Below are 16,761 nucleotides of genomic sequence, written 5' to 3'. Positions count from 1 at the left end.
CCCGGCCGCTCCAGCCGCCTCCAACCTTCTAGAGACCCAGCCGGCTCCGCGCCACCCGATAGTGCGGCCAGAACCGCACCCGGGCGGGCAGGATCGGCACGACGACGCGCGCGGTCCGGCGGGCGACCGCGAACACCACACGCTCCCGACGCCGCCAGGGCAGTCCGTAGGCCTGCCGGAGAGCGACCGGGAGAACGCCCGCGGCCAGCACGGACGGGACGGGACGGAGCGGCCACGGGACGATGGGTGGTGCGGGCGCGAGGATCTGTCGCGCGATCAGCCGGGCGGTCGGTCCGACGTCGAGCACGGCTCGCACCTGCCCCTCGACGTAGCGCGCAAGCCCGTCGTAGTCGTCGGGAAGCAGGGCATCGGGCACCCCGAAGACGTTCCCCAACCGGCGCATGTCCCGGTAGTACGCCGTCCGCTCCTCGGGCCCGACCGGTCGGAGGAAGGAGTCCGTGACCTCGATCGCCGTCCACACGAGCGTCGAGAACACCCACAGGGCCAGCTCCGGATCGAAGGCGCTGTAGCTGGTCCCGGCAGCCATGGAGGCGGCGTCGTGGGGCAGGACTCCCCGGACCGGCCGGTGCTTGCCCGCCACGTGCCCGGCTGCCGCCTGGACCTGGGCGTGATCGCCGAACGTGACCCTGAGGACGGCGTCGAGCGTGCCGCGCAGCCGCTGAAGCGGATCCGAGGTGAAGTCGCTGTGGGCGCGGACGCCCTCACCCACGAGGGGGTGGGCCACCTGCAGCAGCAGCGCAGCAGGGCCGCCGGCGACGATCGAACGTTCCCGGGCCAGCCGCCAGGCCACCGTGTGCGGACCGAAGAGCCCGGGATCGCCCGGCCGTCCCGGCTCCGGCGCCGGCGGGAAGAATCGCGCCAGGATGCTCACGCACCCCCGTCGATCTGGGCGGCCCGTTCGCCCCGAGGCGAGTCGGCGCCCGCCGCCGGCGCCCGCTCCTCGGGAACGAGGCCCGGTCGGTCCCGGTCCGCGGGGTCGTCGTCCACCCACTCCAGCAGGTCACCCGGCTGGCAGTCCAGCACCCTGCACATCGCTTCGAGGGTGCTGAACCGCACCGCCTTCGCGCGCCCGTTCTTGAGAACGGCGACGTTCGCCGGGGTCAGGCCCACCCGCTCCGCGAAATCCCCCACGCTCATCTTCCTGCGCGCGAGTTCGACGTCGATCCGTACGATGATCGGCATCAGATGACCTCGTCGAGTTCGGTACGCATCTGTCGGGCGGCCGCGTCCGTCTGCACGGCCTGGGCCAGCAGCGCGCGGAGCACCAGGACGATCAGCGCGACGGCGGCGATCATCATGGCCACCCCGCCGATGAGCAGGACGACGCCGGGCGGCACGGCCTCCCCGGGAGCCAGCGCCACGCCGAGGCCGAAGGTGAGCAGGCTCGCGGCGGCGAAGGCCCCGGTGACGATGTTCACGAGGCCGAAGGCGTCGGTCGAGAAGACGGTACCCCTGCGCACCATGGTCAGGAGCCCCCAGACGCAGACCACCGCGACCTGGAGCGCGAAGATGCCCAGCACCGTCAACACCACGAGGGGCGTCCTGATGAGGGCCACATCCGGCTCCGCCGTGACGTCGAGGGTCATCAGCGAGAGCATCACCACCTGGATGAAGACCGAGCCGGCGAAGATCAGACAGATCACGGCGCGCAGCGCAAGGACGGTGAGTTTTCTCATGACAACTCCTTCGTACTGATTGTCAGCACGAAGATATCGTTATTCGATATATTGAGCAAGCTTACCGATAGTCGAGAGCCCAGGGACGGACCGGATCTGGTCGACGTCGGATCAGATCGAGTAGTCGGCCCCCTTGTTCGCCGAGTCGAGATAATCGCGTACCGCGCTCTGCGGAACCCGATAGGACCTTCCGAACCTGATGCTCTGGATGGTCCCCGACTGCACCAGCCGGTAGACCGTCATCTTCGAGACCCGCATCATCGCCGCCACCTCGGCAACCGTGTACAGCTGACCTGTACTCAGACTTGTGGACATATCCAGCACCGCTCCCATATCGCCTCACCACGCTCTGTGGAACTTTCAACTCTGGTCGCGCTGGTCGCAGCTGCACAAGCAATTCGACTACTCGTTTATCGTTACCGGCGTCACAGTCCGGCTTGTGTTATCACCCGCACGCGAACGAGACCCGGCCGGACACGCCGGAAGGGCGGGGCGCCGTCGCGGCCCCGCCCTTCCCGTGCACCCGGAATCAGGTCGCGAGCTGAGCGCTCGCCTCCGGATCCGATTCCTTGAGGAACACCGCGATCCGCTCGGCTTCCTCGATCTCGCCGATGGATGCCGCAGCGCGTCCGAGCGCATACAGCGCGCGGAGGAAACCGCGGTTCGGCTCATGTGAGTACGGGACGGGCCCGGCTCCGCGCCAGCCGCTGCGCCGCAGCGCATCCAGGCCGCGGTGGTAGCCGGTGCGGGCATAGGCGTAGGACTCGATCGTCCGGCCCTCCGCATACGCCTCATCCGCGAGGATCGCCCAGACCAGCGACGACGTCGGATGCTTGGCCGCCAGGTCCACGGCCTCGTCACCCGCCGCGAGTCGCTCGACGACGTCACCCTCCTCCGGCAGGAGTGTGGGCTCGGGCCCCATCAGGTTTCTGCGGAACTCGTCGGACATCGGCTAGAGCTTCTTTCCGGCTGAACCGAGGGAGGTGGCGGCTGCGACCACGCGGGCAGCGAGGCCGGCCTCTGCCGAGGCGCCCCACACGCGGGGGTCGTAGGTCTTCTTGTTGCCGACCTCGCCGTCGACCTTCAGGACGCCGTCGTAGTTGCGCAGCATGTGGTCCGCGACGGGTCGGGTGAACGCGTACTGCGTGTCCGTGTCGATGTTCATCTTGATGACGCCGTAGGACACGGCATCTGCGATCTCCTGGTCCGAGGAGCCGGAGCCGCCGTGGAACACGAGGTCGAAGGGCTTGTCCTTGCCGATCTTCTGGCCCACCTTCTCCTGGATCTCCTTGAGGATCTCCGGGCGCAGCTTCACGCCGCCGGGCTTGTACACGCCATGCACGTTGCCGAACGTGAGAGCGGTGATGTAGCGGCCGTGCTCACCGGCGCCGAGCGCATCGATGGTCGCGAGGGCATCGTCCACCGTGGTGTAGAGCTTGTCGTTGATGGCGTTCTCGACGCCGTCCTCCTCGCCGCCCACGGTGCCGATCTCGACCTCGAGGATGATCTTCGCGGCGGCCGCGCGGGGCAGGATCTCGCGGGCGATCCGCAGGTTCTCCTCGAGGGTCTCAGCCGAGCCGTCCCACATGTGCGAGTTGAAGATGGGGTCGTAGCCGTTCTTCACGGCCTCCTCCGACGCGGCGAGCAGCGGCAGCACGAAGTCGTCCAGCTTGTCCTTGGGGCAGTGGTCCGTGTGCAGGGCGATGTTGACGTCGTACTTCTTGGCCACCTCCTTGGCGAACGCGGCGAAGCCCAGCGAACCGGCCACCATGTCCTTGACGCTGGCCCCGGACCAGTAGGCGGCGCCGCCCGTGGACACCTGGACGATGCCGTCGGAGCCGGCCTCGGCGAACCCGCGCATCGCCGCGTTCAGGGTCTGCGAGGAGGTCACGTTCACTGCCGGGAATGCGAATCCGCCCGCCTTCGCGCGGTCGATCATCTCGGCGTAAACATCAGGGGTTGCAATAGGCATGCTGAGGACTCCTTCGTGGTGGTGAGTGCTTTTCCTCATCCTAGCGAGCGGTCCTGCCCGCCGCAGGAGAAGTCGGCGGCTCCGCCTGCCGCGTGACCGTCAGACGCGCTGGCCGAAGACGTGCCGCCGTACCCAGCCGTGCATGGCGATCGCCGCCGCGGCCGAGGCGTTGATGGACCGGGTGGAGCCGAACTGGGCGATCGAGAGCGTCGCCTCGGCGGCCTCGTGCACCTCGGCTGTAAGGCCCGGGCCCTCCTGCCCGAAGACGAGGACACACTTCTCGGGCAGGTCATAGGTCTCGAGCGGCACCGAGTCGGGGAAGTTGTCGATCCCGATGACGGCGAGGCCCTCGCTCGCGGCCCAGGCGGTGAAGTCCTCGACCGTCGGGTGGTGCCGGACGTGCTGGTAGCGGTCGGTGACCATGGCTCCGCGCCGGTTCCACCGACGTCGCCCGATGATGTGCACCTCCTGCGCGAGGAAGGCGTTGGCCGTCCGCACCACGGAGCCGATGTTGAGGTCGTGCTGCCAGTTCTCGATGGCTACGTGGAAGCCGTGGCGCCGCTCGTCGAGGTCCGCCACGATCGCTTCGTGCGTCCAGTACCGGTACCCGTCGACGACGTTGCGGGTGTCACCGGCCGCGAGGAGGTCACGGTCCCAGTGGTCGCCGTCGGGCCACGCGCCGTCCCACGGTCCGACACCGACGGCGGGGTGGGCGGGCGCGCCGGGTGCACCGTTCGGATCCGCCGGGGCGTCGTCGTCGGGGCGTACGGGGTCCGGCAGTGTTTCTTCCACCGTCCCAGCGTAGACGGCGCCAAAGGTGGAAGACTGGCACGGTCACGTCAGGTGCACCCTCCCGAAAGGACTCCCATGCGCGAGAACGAACACATCGAGTGCTGGCTCACCGACATGGACGGCGTGCTGGTGCACGAGAACCAGGCCATCCCCGGCGCCGCCGAACTGATCGAGCGGTGGGTGGCGACGTCGAGGCGCTTCCTCGTCCTCACGAACAACTCCATCTACACCCCGCGGGACCTCGCCGCGCGCTTGAAGGCTTCGGGTCTCGAGATCCCCGAGGAGAACCTGTGGACGTCGGCGCTCGCCACGGCGCAGTTCCTGCAGGACCAACTGCCGGGCGGACGAGCCTACGTGATCGGTGAGGCCGGGCTCACCACGGCGTTGCACAACGCCGGCTTCGTGCTCACCGACACCAACCCGGACTACGTGGTGCTCGGCGAGACCCGCACGTACTCGTTCGAGGCGATCACCAAGGCCGTGCGCCTGATCCTCGACGGCGCGCGCTTCATCGCGACCAATCCGGACGTCACCGGTCCGTCCAAGGAGGGCCCGCTGCCCGCCACCGGCGCGATCGCCGCGATGATCACGGCGGCAACGAGCCGCGACCCCTACATCGTGGGCAAGCCGAACCCCATGATGTTCCGCTCGGCGATGAACCAGATCGACGCGCACTCGGAGACGACGGCCATGATCGGCGACCGCATGGACACCGACATCATCGCGGGCATGGAGGCCGGCCTTCACACCGTCCTCGTCCTCAGCGGGATCACGCAGCCGGCGGACATCGACGCCTACCCTTTCAGGCCCGCGCAGATCTGCGACTCCGTGGCGGACCTGATCGACCAGGTCTGACGGTAGGGCGCTAGAAGTAGCTCCGCCTGCCTCCGCCGCCCGGCAGGGGTACGTACTCCTGCTGGACCGCGCGCACGACGTTTTGGTAGATCCCCGCGTTCCACTGCGGGCTAGCGTGGGCGGGCAGGGCGCCGGACGTCACGAAGTCCGTCGCCACGACGTTGTCGGGCAACCCCCTCGCCCACCCGACCGGTGCCGTCGTGTAGTTGACGACGCCGTCGTTCGGGTTGCCGGCGAAGACCACCTTCGTGTCTCCCAGGGAGAGGCGGAACCGGCTGACGTCGAAGTGGTAGATGTACGAGGACTCCGACTGGATGAGCTCGCTGCTCGGGGCGAGCGGTGAGAGCTGCTGGAGGGTCTGGTCGACGATTTGGCTCCAGGTGCGCTCGTTCTTGTGGACGATCCGCTCACCGAGTTCGTACGTGCCGCGCAGGCTGATCGGCACCCGCACGCCGGCCTCGTAGAGCAGGACGACGCCGTCGAACATCCGCTGGTCCCGCACGTCGAACCGGCTGGACGGCGAGGAGTCGAGGAAGACGAGCTCCACGGGAATGCCGCGGTCCTGCAGGCGGGCGGCCACCTCGACCGCGACCATCCCCCCGAAACTGTGACCGTAGAAATACAGCTTCTCGAGGCGGAAGTTGTCCACGTAGCGGTTCATCGTGGCCACCACGTTGTTGATGTCCAGACCCGTGTTCGAGTACCCCATCACGGCCATCTGCCCCCGCTGGGACAGGACAGGCCGCAGCGAGTTGAGGATCCAGAGGCCCTCTTCCCAACTGGTTTTGTAGCCGGGGAACAGCACCCAGCGGTCGTTGGGGAACCGAGCCCGGGCGTCCTCGTCGTCGAGCGGCAGGATCCGGGTCTGGTCCCGCTGTGACTGGATGTAGCGGGTGAACGCGAGGTCGGCTGTGACGATCGCCGCCGCCCCCGACCCGATCAGGAAGGAGCGGCGGGAGGAACGGCGGAAGTCGCGTGCCCGCTGCAGGGCCGAGGCGTCGTCGTTCTCCATGCGCTGTCCGGTCCCCGATCCTCCGTCAGGAAGATCCGTCAGGCGAGGCCCAGCTCGTCCTTGCCGAAGGCGAAGAGATACGGCACCCCCGCCTCGGACTCGATGCGCTCCTTGGAGCCGGTGCTGCGGTCCACGATCACGGCGACCGCACGAACGTCGCCGCCGGCGCGGCGGACACCCTCCACAGCCGTCAGGGCGGAACCGCCCGTGGTCGAGGTGTCCTCGAGCACGACGACTCCGCGGCCGGCGACGTCAGGCCCCTCGACCTGGCGGCCCATCCCGTGCGTCTTCTGCGTCTTCCGCACCACGAAGGCATCGATCGGCCGGCCCGCCTGCGCCGCGGCATACATGACGGCGGTCCCGACGGGGTCGGCTCCCATGGTCAGGCCGCCGGCGGCCTCGAAGGCGATGCCGGCGTCGTCGAGCATCTGCAGCATCACGCGTCCCACGAGCACGGACGCCTCATGATGCAGCGTGATCCGGCGGAGGTCGATGTAGTAGTCGGCTTCCACACCGCTGGAGAGCGTCACGCGCTCATGGACCACGGCGAGCTCCTTGATGAGCTCCAGGAGCCGGGAGCGGTCGGTGGTCTGCACGGGAGTCTCGGCGGTCATGCGCCCAGTCTATCGAGGGGCGGGGAGGCTCCGATGCCGACCGCCGCGCCCGTCGTCGTCGTACCCTGCCTCCGTCTCGGCCGTGAGTGCGCCTCCTCAGGGCCACCAGGACCTCTCAGCCCGCCGGCCCTGCACCGATCCCGGGGCCTTTGCGGCCGGGCAGCGCCATCCGACGGCGTGTCACGGGAGGACACGCAGGCAGGACGGCAGAGTCCCCCGGACCGGCACCAGATCCCGGCTCGTGGACGCTCGGCCCATGCAGCACCGAGACGGCCGCTCCTCGCCCATCCACATAGCTCCGCCTGCCCGCGCATCGAACGGCGCGGTCCTGTTGGGTCGTGCCATGGACGCTGTCACCACCCTCCGGCGCGCCGGCTCCGTAGCGAGGACCGGGAGGCTCATCGAACGCGGCGTTCCACGTCGCGAGATAGCCGCCGCACTCCGATCGGGCGCCATCATCCGGTTGCGGGTGGGCGTGCTTGCGCTGCCGGAAGCACCGCAGGACCTCGTCGTCGCGACCATGGAGAACGCGCGCCTGACCTGCGCCTCAGCGGCCCGGCACTACGACTTCTGGCTCCTGCACCCGCCGACGTCCCAGCACCTGGCGTCCCACGCTCGCGCCGCGGACCATCGAATCGGACACCACCGGCCGCTCTCGGTCGCCGTCCATCCCTCGCTGCCGTTGGTCGGCCTGGTCGACGCGCTCATCCACGCGCTGCACTGTCTGCCGGCGGTCGACGCGGCCGTCATGGTCGAGAGTTCGTTGCGACGCGGCGACACGATCAGGCCGTTCCTGCTGGAACGCCTGCAGGGCAACCGCAACGGGCGGGCTCGCGCGGTCCTGGACCTCGTCACCTGCACAGCAGATTCCGCCCTCGAGGTCGTCGCGCGCATCCTGTTCCTGCAGGCCGGGCTCCACGTGGAGGCACAGGTGCAGCTCGACGGCGTGGGCCGGGTCGATTTCCTGCTGGAGGGCTTCCTCGTGGTGGAGGTCGATGGCGATGCGTTCCACTCCGATCGGGCAACGCGCCGGAAGGACCGTCGGCGCAACAACGTGACGATCACCAGTGGTTACCTCGTCCTCAGGTACGGCTACGAGGACATCATGTTCCACCGCGAGGACGTCCTGGCCCAGGTTCTGGCCGTCCTGTCGGGCCGCGCCGTCCGCTGACCAGCGGAATCACAGGCCGCCCTGCAGTTCGTCCGAGCCCGCCCCACCCCCGGCCGGACCTCTCGCAGCACCGACCCTGTATCGATTCCCGGCCGGACCTCTCGGGGCACCGACCCTGTACCGATTCCAGGGCTTTTCCGGCCGGGCAGCGCTATTCGGCGGCGTGTCGCAGGAGGCCACGCTCCCGACGACGGCGAAGCCCCCGGATCCGGGCCGGAAGGGGGGCGTCACTCCCCCGCCATCACCGCACCGACGGCGTCGATCGCGGCCGGCGACAGCACGTGGGAGATCGCCAGGACGGCCGCGCCGGTCACGCCCGCGTTCTGCCCCGACACCGACGGCGCTATGCGCAGGTGCTCCGTCGCGAGCGGAAGCGACCGCGTGTAGACGACCTCGCGGATCCCGGCGAGCAGGTGCTCCCCGGCCTGGGCGAGGGAACCGCCGATCACGACGACGGACGGGTTGATCAGATTGATGCACATCGCCACGACGTCGCCGATGTCACGGCCCGCCTGGCGGATGGCCTGGAGCGCCCTGGCGTCGCCGGACCGCACGAGGTCGATCACGTCCTGGCTGCCCATGAGGTCCTGCTGCACGGCCCCGCCGAGCGAGGCTGCGAGCGCCGGACCGCTGGCGACGGCCTCGAGGCAGCCGAGGTTGCCGCAGCGGCAGGGGGCGTCCCCTCCGCTCGCCACCCGGACGTGCCCGAGGTCGCCGGCAGTCCCCTGTGCGCCGCGCTGCAAAATGCCCCCCGAGATGATGCCGGCGCCGATACCGGTGGCCACCTTGATGAAGACGAGGTCATCGATCTCGGGCCAGTTCGCGCTCTGCTCCCCCAGCGCCATGATGTTGACGTCGTTGTCCACGAGGACGGGTACCGCGAAGGTCTCCTGTACGAACCCCGGCACATCGAAGCGGTCCCATCCGGGCATGATCGGCGGGTTGATCGGCCGGCCCGTGTCGTGCTCCACCGGCCCCGGCAACCCGATGCCGATCGCCGCCAGATCGGCCGTCGCACGGCCAGCCGACGCCAGGAGCCGTCCGATCGCGGACACGAACCATCCGAGAACGGCGTCCGGACCATCGGCGATGCTGATTCCCGAGCGCTCCCGCGCCAGCTCCTCGCCCGCGAGGTCGGCAAGGATCACGATGGCATGGGTGGCCCCGAGATCGGCACCGATCACCACCCGCGCAGCGGGGTTCAGGGCGAAGAGCGACGGAGGCCGGCCACCCGTGGAGACCGCTCCGCCCGTGGGGGACACGAACCCGAGGGTCATGAGGGCGTCGACGCGCGCGGCGACCGTGGACCGGGCCAGGCCGGTGATCTGGGCCAGCTCGGCCCGGGTGCGCGGACGGCCGTCACGCAGCACCTGGAAGATCTCGCTGGCGCCCGGGATCGACGGCGGTGCCGGCCGCGGTCGCGAGCCGCCGTGGCTCGTCACGATCGGCATCGGGTGCAGGGAGGACACACTTCCAGTAAACCACGAGCGGCTTTCCCAGCTACTGCGAACATCTTTTGCATGTCTCTCGACAGAAGTGCCCCGTGCGTGTCACAGTGGGCGCGTGGACATCGATGTCAGCACCGGAAGGCCCTCCGCCCCGATCCTTCGGGTCGCCGGACTCTCGAAGAGCTTCTTCGGGGTGCCGGTCCTGCAGGATGCCGCCCTGGAGCTGTTCCCCGGCGAGGTCCACGGGCTCGTCGGCGAGAACGGCGCCGGGAAGTCCACGCTGATGAAGATCCTCGCCGGAGTGTATGAGCGGGACGCGGGGACCATCGAGATCGACGGACGTCCGGTGTCCTTCACCCACCCCGTCCAAGCCCGGCGCGCGGGCCTCTCCACCGTCTTCCAGGAGTTCAACCTCCTACCCGAGCGGAGCGTCGCACAGAACATCTTCCTCGGGCGGGAGCCGCGACGGGGCCTCCTGGTGAACCGGAGGGAGATGAACGACGCCACCGCCGAGCTCCTCGCCGAACTGGGGATCACGGACATCAGGCCCACAGCCACCCTGGCGTCGCTGTCCGTCGCCCAGCAGCAGATCGTCGAGATCGCCAAGGCAGTGAGCTACGACGCGCGGATCATCTCCATGGACGAACCCACGGCCGCCCTCGCCGGCGCCGAGGTCGAGCTCCTCTACGGCATCATCGACCGACTGAAGGAGCGCGGCACGAGCATCCTCTACGTCTCCCACCGCCTCAGGGAGATCTTCGATCTCTGCGACACCGTGACGGTGCTGAAGGACGGGAGAGTCGTCGCATCCGCACCTGCGCGGGAATTCGACGACGCCTCGCTCGTCCGGGCGATGGTCGGCAGGCCCATCTCGGCGTACTTCCCCGACCCGTCGCCGGGTACCGCCGCCGGGATCCCCCTGCTCGAGCTGAGCGGGTGCGGCAATCACCAGCTCGACGGCGTCGGTCTGACCCTGCGGGCCGGCGAGATCGTGGGTGTGGCGGGCCTGCAGGGCTCGGGCCGCACCGAACTGGTCGAGGCGGTCTTCGGCGCAGCGCCCTTCACCCGCGGGAGCATGACGCTGGGGGGACGCGCCTACAACCCGGGTTCCCCCCGGGACGCCATCCGCCACCGGGTGGCCCTCATCACGGAGGATCGCAAGGCCCAGGGCCTGAGCCTCAACCAGTCAATTATCGACAACGCCCTCAGTGTGGTCCGCTCGGTCCATCCCGGCCGCACCGGCGCTGCCCGCCGCGACGCACCGAACGTGTTCTCCTCCCTGGAGGTGGTGGCGCGGGACCTCGACCAGGAGGTGCAGTACCTCTCGGGCGGCAACCAGCAGAAGGTGGTCCTGGCCAAGTGGCTCGCCATCGACCCGCAGGTCGTGCTCCTGGACGAGCCGACCCGCGGCATCGACGTCGGCGCGAAGGTCGCCGTGTACACCCTGATGCGCCGCCTGGCGCAGGAAGGCAAGGCCATCCTCATGGTCTCCAGCGAACTGCCCGAGGTGCTCGGCATGTCGGATCGCGTGCTCGTCATGCGCGACGGCCGGCTCGCCGGCGAGCTGCCGGCCGGAGCCACGGAGGAGCAGGTGCTGCAGTTGGCCACCGGTGCCCGGGGGGTCCACTCGTGAATCGCCTGACCTCCACGCACATCGTGTATCTCGTGGCCCTGCTGACGGTCGTCGCCGGTACCGTGCTGGTGGGGAGCACGGGCCGGAACTTCTTCAGCGCCGGCAACATCTCGGACATCCTGACCGGGACGAGCATCCTCGGCTTCATCGCGATCGGGCAGACCCTCGTCATCCTCGTCGGCAGCCTGGATCTCTCGGTGCCGTACGTGATCAGCCTCTCCAGCCTCATCGGCGCCGGGATCATGGCGGACCAGGCCGGGAACATCCTGCCGGCGGTCCTAGCGGCACTGCTCGTCAGTGCGCTGATCGGGCTGGCCAACGGTGCGGTGGTGGCCGGCCTGAAGGTCCACGGGTTCATCGCAACGCTCGGCATGGGGCTGATCGTGAGCGGTTACCTCGGGTCCACCTATCAAGGCAGTTCAGGCCAGGCACCCCTGGCGTTCCGCCTGATCGGCGCCACCGGGCTGGGCCCTGTTCCGGTCTCCACACTCATCATGCTCGCGTGCGCCGCCGTCGTCCTCGTCATGCTCAACACCACGCGGCTCGGCCACGCGATGTACGCCGTGGGCGGTGACGCGTCCGTGGCGAGGATGTCCGGCATCAGGACCACGACCCCCGTGATCGCCGCCCACGTGCTCTGCTCCGTCCTGGCGGGACTCGCCGGCCTCCTGCTGGCCGCACGGCTCGGCGTCGGGAGTCCCACCATCGGCTCGCAGGGCGGGTACGCCCTGCTGTCCATCGCCGCGGTGGTCCTCGGCGGGACCCTCCTCGCAGGGGGCAAGGGTTCGCTCGTGGGGACGCTCGGCGGTGTCCTCATCTTCGCGATGCTGGACAACATCATGAGCGTGCTGCAGATCAACCCGTTCCTCAAGGACGTGGTGCGGGGCATCGTGATCGTCGTCGCCGTCGCCGTCTATGCGCGCCGCCGCACTGTCCACCGGCAGGCCCGGTTCGGCCGCACCTCGACGCCGCCGCCCGGCCCGGGCGATGCGCGGTCGGGCGACGACGACGGACGGTCGGGCCGGGATGCCGGCACGCGTGACGGGGTGACGGCATGAGTGTCGCGACCGGGCGGTCCGCCGTCCTGGAGCAGAATCGCTCTCCGCGCGGCGAACGGGTCCTGCGGGCCCTGAGGACTCCGAGCGGCGCGATCTTCGTCCTCGTCGCGGTCCTCTTCGTCGCCGTCCTCGCGGCGAACCCGTCGTTCGGCGAGCCGGGGTCGCTCATCCGGTTCATCGGCCGTACGGCCCCTATCGCCATCGCGGCGATCGGCCAGTACTTCGTGATCGTGTCCGGCGAGTTCGACCTCTCGATGGGCTCCGTCGTCACGGCCCAGGTGATCATCGCGGGCAACCTGATCGGCCAGGACGAGGCACGCGCGCTGCCGGTCCTGGCCCTGATGCTCGTCTTCGGAGCCTTCGTCGGACTGGTCAACGGGCTGGTCACCACGCTCCTCAGGGTGCCGAGCTTCATCGTCACCCTCGGCACCATGCTGGCCCTGCTCGGCCTCGTCCTGTACTGGACGGGCGGCGCGGCGACCGGCAACCCGGCCGACAGCTTCCGCCAGATCGGCCGTGGTGGCATCCGGGACGTCCCGGTCCTGGAGATCATCCCCTATCCCGTCCTGATCCTCGCGGCCGTCGCCGCCGGTGCTTTCTGGCTCATGCGACGGCCGTACGGCCGCACGCTCGTCGCCGTGGGTGACAACGCCCAGGCCGCTGCGCTCACGGGAGCCCCGGTCTGGTGGATCCGCACACGGGCGTTCATGCTGTCCTCACTCGCGGCCACCGTCGCCGGGATCATCCTCGTCGGCTACGCCGGAGTGCACCCGTCGGTCGGCCGTGGCTACGAGTTCACGGCCATCACTGCCGTCGTGCTCGGCGGGGTCGTCCTCGGCGGCGGACGCGGCTGGGTGCTGTCCGCGGCGGCGGGCGCCTTCGCCCTGGAGCTGCTGTTCACGCTCCTCAACTTCGTCGGCGTCCAGTCCACCTGGCGTGACAGCGTGCAGGGCGCCATCATCATCCTCGCCGTCGGCGCCGCGGCACAGAACTGGCAGCGCAGGCGCCGCACTGCCGCCAGCCCGACCCATGACCCGAACCGTCCGATCGAAGCACCACGGCCCACACCGGGCACCACTGAGGGAGGAACATGATGCGAGGAAGCATTTTGAGCAAGGCCACGGTGATCGCAGCGTCGTCGCTGCTCGCCCTGACCGCCTGTACCACCGATTCATCCATCGAGAACCCGCCGGCCGCCGAGACGGGAGCGGCCGGCGAGGCGACCCCGGCGGCCGGGGAGCCGTCGGAGTCGAGTGCGGAATGGTTCGACCAGGCCGTCTTCGACGAACAGGACGAGCAGCGATCCGCCACGTTCGAGGGCGATCCGGCGCAGCCCTACCTGCAGTACATCGACGGCGAGATGACGGACACCTCGGCCTTCGCCGCCGACGGCGCGCAGAAAGCGTGCTTCTCCAATGCCTCCATCTCGAACCCCTGGCGCCAGACCGGCTGGATCACCATGAACCAGCAACTCCAGGTCCTGCAGGACTCCGGCGTCATCTCCGAGATGGAGACGCGTGACGCCCAGGACGACGACAACACGCAGATCTCCGACATCGACTACTTCATCGCAGAGGGGAACTGCGATGCGTTCATCATCTCGCCCAACTCGACGGCGGCCCTGACGCCTGCCGTGGAACGGGCCTGCGAGACGGGCAAACCCGTCATCGTCTTCGACCGCGGTGTGCAGACCGACTGCGCCGTGACGTTCATCCACCCGATCGGCGGGTTCGCCTGGGGCATCGACACCGCCGAATTCCTCAGCGAGCGGCTGGAGGAGGGCGACAAGGTGGTTGCACTGCGCATCCTGCCCGGAGTCGACGTGCTGGAACAGCGCTGGGCCGCGGCCGAGCGCATCTTCGAGGAGAACGGTATCGACGCCGTGGACTACTTCACGGGCGCGGACCCCGTGGAGATCAAGTCCATCATCTCGGACGAACTCGCCACCGGCGATGTCCAGGGCATCTGGATGGACGCGGGCGACGGCGCCGTGGCGGCGATCGAAGCCTTCGAGGACGCCGGTGCGGACCTGCCCGTGATGACGGGCGAGGACGAGATGAGCTTCCTGCGCAAGTGGGAGGAGACAGGCCTCGACGGCCTGGCGCCGGTCTACTCGAACTTCCAGTGGCGCACGCCCTTGCTGGCACTCGAGAAGATCTTCGCCGGAGAGGAGATTCCCGCGGAATGGGTACTGCCGCAGTCACCGATCACCGAGGAGGAACGCGGCGAGTTCCTGACCGCGAACGAGGGCATGCCGGACGGGCACTACGCCAAGTTCGGCGGCGAGGACCTGCCGGGCTACCCGACCGTGTGGCAGGAACGCCAGATCCCCTGACGGAAGCACCTCACCCGGCCACCGGGTGAGGAACCAGCAGCAGCAAGGAGGCAGGGCCGTGCACAGCCGAGCAGTGCGCCCCATCGGCGTCAACACCTGGGTCTGGACGTCCCCGCTCACGGACACGGACCTGCCTCCCCTGCTCCGGCGGATCGCCGCGATGGGCTTCGACGCCGTCGAGCTCCCCCTCGAGAACGTGGCCGACCTGACGGCCGACGCCGTCCGGGAGGTCCTGGCGGAGACCGGTCTGTCACCCTCCGTCGTCGGGGCGATGGCGCCGGGCCGGGAGCTCGTGAACGCACCGGACGACGTCGTCCGCCTCACGCAGCAGTATCTGGCCGGCTGCATCGCCCTGGCCGGTTCGATCGGGGCCACCAGGGTGTGCGGCCCCTTCTACGCGCACACCGGACGGCTCTGGCGGATGGACGCCGGTGAACGCGAACGCTCCTACGCCGAGCTGCGGCGCAACCTCGAACCCCTCGCCGAGCAGGCCCTGGCTGCCGGGGTCACGCTCGGGATCGAGCCCCTCAACCGCTACGAGACCTCGCTCATCAACACCGTCGCGCAGGCGCTCGAGGCCCTCGGTCCGCTGCTGGGCCAGGGCGTCGGGCTGGCCCTCGACACCTATCACCTGAACATCGAGGAGCGCTCCTCCGCCGACGCCATCCGCGCAGCGGGCGAGCACCTCGTCCACCTTCAGGTGTGCGGCAACGACCGCGGTGCACCGGGTGGCGACCAGACCGACTGGGGAGGCATCTTCGGCGCGCTCGACGACGTCGGCTATGACGGTGCGCTCGCCATCGAGAGTTTCACGGCGCACAACGCGAGCATTGCCACGGCCGCTGCCATCTGGCGACCCCTGGCCGCCTCGCAGGACGAGTTGGCGGAGAATGGGCTGGTCTTCCTCCGCCATGCGGACCCCTCCCGCTCCCGGGACGCACCACCCCACCAAGGAGAAACACCATGACTTCCCCCCTCCCCGGTCAGGCGCCGGACGGCCAGGCGGCGAGGCCGCTCGGCGTCGCCATGATCGGCTACGCCTTCATGGGCAAAGCCCACTCCGCCGCCTGGCGCACCGTCGGCAGCCACTTCGACGTGCCCCGGATCGCACGCCGCGTCGTCGTGGGCCGTGATGCCGCGCGGACCGCCGAGGCCGCCGAGCGTTACGGCTGGGAGGGATCCGCCACCGATTGGCGCGAGGCGATCCACCGGGACGACGTCGACATCGTGGACATCTGCACGCCCGGCTACCTGCACGCGGACATCGCGATCGAGGCCCTGAAGGCCGGCAAGCACGTCCTCGTGGAGAAGCCGCTCTCCAACACCATCGCGGAGGGCACCGAGATGGTCGCCGCGGCAGTCGATGCCCGCCGCCACGGCATCCAGTCCATGGTGGGCTTCAACTACCGCCGGGTGCCCGCCCTCGCCCACGCCCGCGACCTGATCGCCGCCGGCAGGTTGGGAGCGATCCGGCAGCTGCGTGTCGCGTACCTGCAGGACTGGCTCACGGACGCGGACGCGCCCATGACGTGGCGGCTCCGGAAGGAGACGGCAGGGTCCGGTGCGCTCGGGGACATCGCGTCCCACGCACTCGACCAGGTCCAGTTCCTGACGGGCGAGGCCGTCACCGAGGTCTCCGGGAGGCTCCGCACGTTCGTCGAGGAGCGCCCGGGCCCCGATGGACGGGAACCGGTCACGGTCGACGACGCCGCCTGGATCACCGCCGAGCTGTCGGGCGGTGCCATCGCGACGGTCGAGGTCTCGAGGGTTGCGACGGGCGTCAAGAACGGACTGCGCATCGAGGTGTTCGGCGACCACGGTGCGCTCCGCTTCGATCTGGAGAACCTCAACGAACTCTGGTTCATGGAGGCGACGGGGCCCGCTACGGAGCAGGGCTTCCGCCGCATCCTGGTCAGCGAACCGGAGCACCCCTACCTGGCGGCCTGGTGGCCGCAGGGCCACATCATCGGCTGGGAGCACACCTTCACGCATCAGCTGCGTGACTTCCTCACCTCCATCCGGACGGGCGATGCCCCACGCCCCTCGTTCGAGGACGGCCTGCAGATCCAGCGTGTCCTGGCCGCGGTCGAGGAGAGTGCGGCGGCCAAGAGCGCCGTCGTCCAGATCGGCTCCGCCGACCACGCCCAGCCCTGATCCACCCCACCCAAGGAGCC

At 69.4% G+C, this 16,761-nt stretch carries 18 protein-coding genes; 8 read left to right on the top strand and 10 right to left on the bottom strand.

Annotated elements, in window-relative coordinates; translation table 11 throughout:
- Nucleotides 1-28 precede the first annotated feature (28 nt).
- The 7 genes from FJV46_RS09350 to FJV46_RS09320 all read right to left on the bottom strand — a co-directional run bounded on the left by FJV46_RS09350 (nucleotide 29) and on the right by FJV46_RS09320 (nucleotide 4,449).
- Nucleotides 29-892, bottom strand: a complete 864-nt coding sequence (locus tag FJV46_RS09350) for an oxygenase MpaB family protein (protein WP_158250121.1) — start codon at nucleotides 890-892, stop codon at nucleotides 29-31.
- On the bottom strand, nucleotides 889-1,203 hold the full coding sequence (locus FJV46_RS09345) for a helix-turn-helix domain-containing protein (RefSeq protein ID WP_197715706.1): 315 nt from the start codon (nucleotides 1,201-1,203) through the stop codon (nucleotides 889-891). The genes FJV46_RS09350 and FJV46_RS09345 overlap by 4 nt, the downstream gene beginning before the upstream one ends.
- Complete coding sequence (locus FJV46_RS09340) at nucleotides 1,203-1,697, bottom strand: DUF2975 domain-containing protein (protein WP_087027746.1); 495 nt, start codon at nucleotides 1,695-1,697, stop codon at nucleotides 1,203-1,205. Before FJV46_RS09340 ends, FJV46_RS09345 begins: the two co-directional genes overlap by 1 nt.
- Before the next feature lie 111 nt (nucleotides 1,698-1,808).
- Complete coding sequence (locus FJV46_RS09335) at nucleotides 1,809-2,012, bottom strand: helix-turn-helix domain-containing protein (RefSeq protein ID WP_087028047.1); 204 nt, start codon at nucleotides 2,010-2,012, stop codon at nucleotides 1,809-1,811.
- A 214-nt stretch (nucleotides 2,013-2,226) separates the two neighbouring features.
- The gene (locus FJV46_RS09330) at nucleotides 2,227-2,646 is read right to left on the bottom strand and encodes a DUF3151 domain-containing protein (protein ID WP_087027744.1); all 420 of its coding nucleotides are present in this window, start codon (nucleotides 2,644-2,646) and stop codon (nucleotides 2,227-2,229) included.
- Between the two features lie 3 nt (nucleotides 2,647-2,649).
- Nucleotides 2,650-3,669: a class II fructose-bisphosphate aldolase gene (gene fbaA / locus FJV46_RS09325; protein WP_087027741.1), complete on the bottom strand. Its 1,020-nt coding sequence runs from the start codon at nucleotides 3,667-3,669 to the stop codon at nucleotides 2,650-2,652.
- Between the two features lie 99 nt (nucleotides 3,670-3,768).
- The gene (locus FJV46_RS09320; protein ID WP_087028045.1) at nucleotides 3,769-4,449 is read right to left on the bottom strand and encodes a TrmH family RNA methyltransferase; all 681 of its coding nucleotides are present in this window, start codon (nucleotides 4,447-4,449) and stop codon (nucleotides 3,769-3,771) included.
- Nucleotides 4,450-4,536: 87 nt separating this feature from the next.
- Here FJV46_RS09320 and FJV46_RS09315 point away from each other — a divergent pair, with 87 nt between their 5' ends.
- Nucleotides 4,537-5,316, top strand: a complete 780-nt coding sequence (locus FJV46_RS09315) for an HAD-IIA family hydrolase (protein WP_087027739.1) — start codon at nucleotides 4,537-4,539, stop codon at nucleotides 5,314-5,316.
- A 10-nt stretch (nucleotides 5,317-5,326) separates the two neighbouring features.
- Here FJV46_RS09315 and FJV46_RS09310 read toward each other — a convergent pair whose 3' ends face one another.
- Nucleotides 5,327-6,328, bottom strand: a complete 1,002-nt coding sequence (locus tag FJV46_RS09310; protein WP_087027737.1) for a thioesterase domain-containing protein — start codon at nucleotides 6,326-6,328, stop codon at nucleotides 5,327-5,329.
- A 38-nt stretch (nucleotides 6,329-6,366) separates the two neighbouring features.
- Entirely contained in the window at nucleotides 6,367-6,942 is a 576-nt protein-coding gene (gene pyrE / locus FJV46_RS09305; protein ID WP_087027735.1) for an orotate phosphoribosyltransferase, read from the bottom strand.
- 256 nt (nucleotides 6,943-7,198) lie between these two features.
- Between pyrE and FJV46_RS09300 the strand changes: the two genes are divergently transcribed.
- On the top strand, nucleotides 7,199-8,113 hold the full coding sequence (locus tag FJV46_RS09300) for a DUF559 domain-containing protein (protein ID WP_126130546.1): 915 nt from the start codon (nucleotides 7,199-7,201) through the stop codon (nucleotides 8,111-8,113).
- Nucleotides 8,114-8,340: 227 nt separating this feature from the next.
- Here the strand turns inward: FJV46_RS09300 and FJV46_RS09295 are convergent, their stop codons facing one another.
- The gene (locus FJV46_RS09295) at nucleotides 8,341-9,564 is read right to left on the bottom strand and encodes an ROK family transcriptional regulator (RefSeq protein ID WP_087028041.1); all 1,224 of its coding nucleotides are present in this window, start codon (nucleotides 9,562-9,564) and stop codon (nucleotides 8,341-8,343) included.
- Between the two features lie 112 nt (nucleotides 9,565-9,676).
- Here FJV46_RS09295 and FJV46_RS09290 point away from each other — a divergent pair, with 112 nt between their 5' ends.
- Genes FJV46_RS09290 through FJV46_RS09265 form a run of 6 tightly spaced genes read left to right on the top strand, consistent with a single transcriptional unit; the run spans nucleotide 9,677 to nucleotide 16,741 of the window.
- Entirely contained in the window at nucleotides 9,677-11,194 is a 1,518-nt protein-coding gene (locus FJV46_RS09290; RefSeq protein ID WP_232008556.1) for a sugar ABC transporter ATP-binding protein, read from the top strand.
- Nucleotides 11,191-12,252, top strand: coding sequence for an ABC transporter permease (locus FJV46_RS09285; protein WP_087027733.1), 1,062 nt, complete (start codon nucleotides 11,191-11,193; stop codon nucleotides 12,250-12,252). The genes FJV46_RS09290 and FJV46_RS09285 overlap by 4 nt, the downstream gene beginning before the upstream one ends.
- Nucleotides 12,249-13,346: an ABC transporter permease gene (locus FJV46_RS09280; RefSeq protein WP_087027731.1), complete on the top strand. Its 1,098-nt coding sequence runs from the start codon at nucleotides 12,249-12,251 to the stop codon at nucleotides 13,344-13,346. The genes FJV46_RS09285 and FJV46_RS09280 overlap by 4 nt, the downstream gene beginning before the upstream one ends.
- A complete protein-coding gene (locus tag FJV46_RS09275) occupies nucleotides 13,346-14,587 on the top strand; it encodes a substrate-binding domain-containing protein (RefSeq protein WP_087027730.1) in 1,242 nt (413 codons plus the stop codon). Before FJV46_RS09280 ends, FJV46_RS09275 begins: the two co-directional genes overlap by 1 nt.
- Nucleotides 14,588-14,645: 58 nt before the next feature.
- The gene (locus tag FJV46_RS09270) at nucleotides 14,646-15,554 is read left to right on the top strand and encodes a sugar phosphate isomerase/epimerase family protein (protein ID WP_232008555.1); all 909 of its coding nucleotides are present in this window, start codon (nucleotides 14,646-14,648) and stop codon (nucleotides 15,552-15,554) included.
- Nucleotides 15,551-16,741, top strand: a complete 1,191-nt coding sequence (locus tag FJV46_RS09265) for a Gfo/Idh/MocA family protein (protein ID WP_087027727.1) — start codon at nucleotides 15,551-15,553, stop codon at nucleotides 16,739-16,741. Before FJV46_RS09270 ends, FJV46_RS09265 begins: the two co-directional genes overlap by 4 nt.
- Nucleotides 16,742-16,761: the final 20 nt, after the last annotated feature.

This window comes from Arthrobacter agilis (assembly GCF_006494655.1).
Lineage (GTDB): Bacteria > Actinomycetota > Actinomycetes > Actinomycetales > Micrococcaceae > Arthrobacter_D > Arthrobacter_D agilis.
This window is presented reverse-complemented; position numbering and strand designations above follow the sequence as displayed.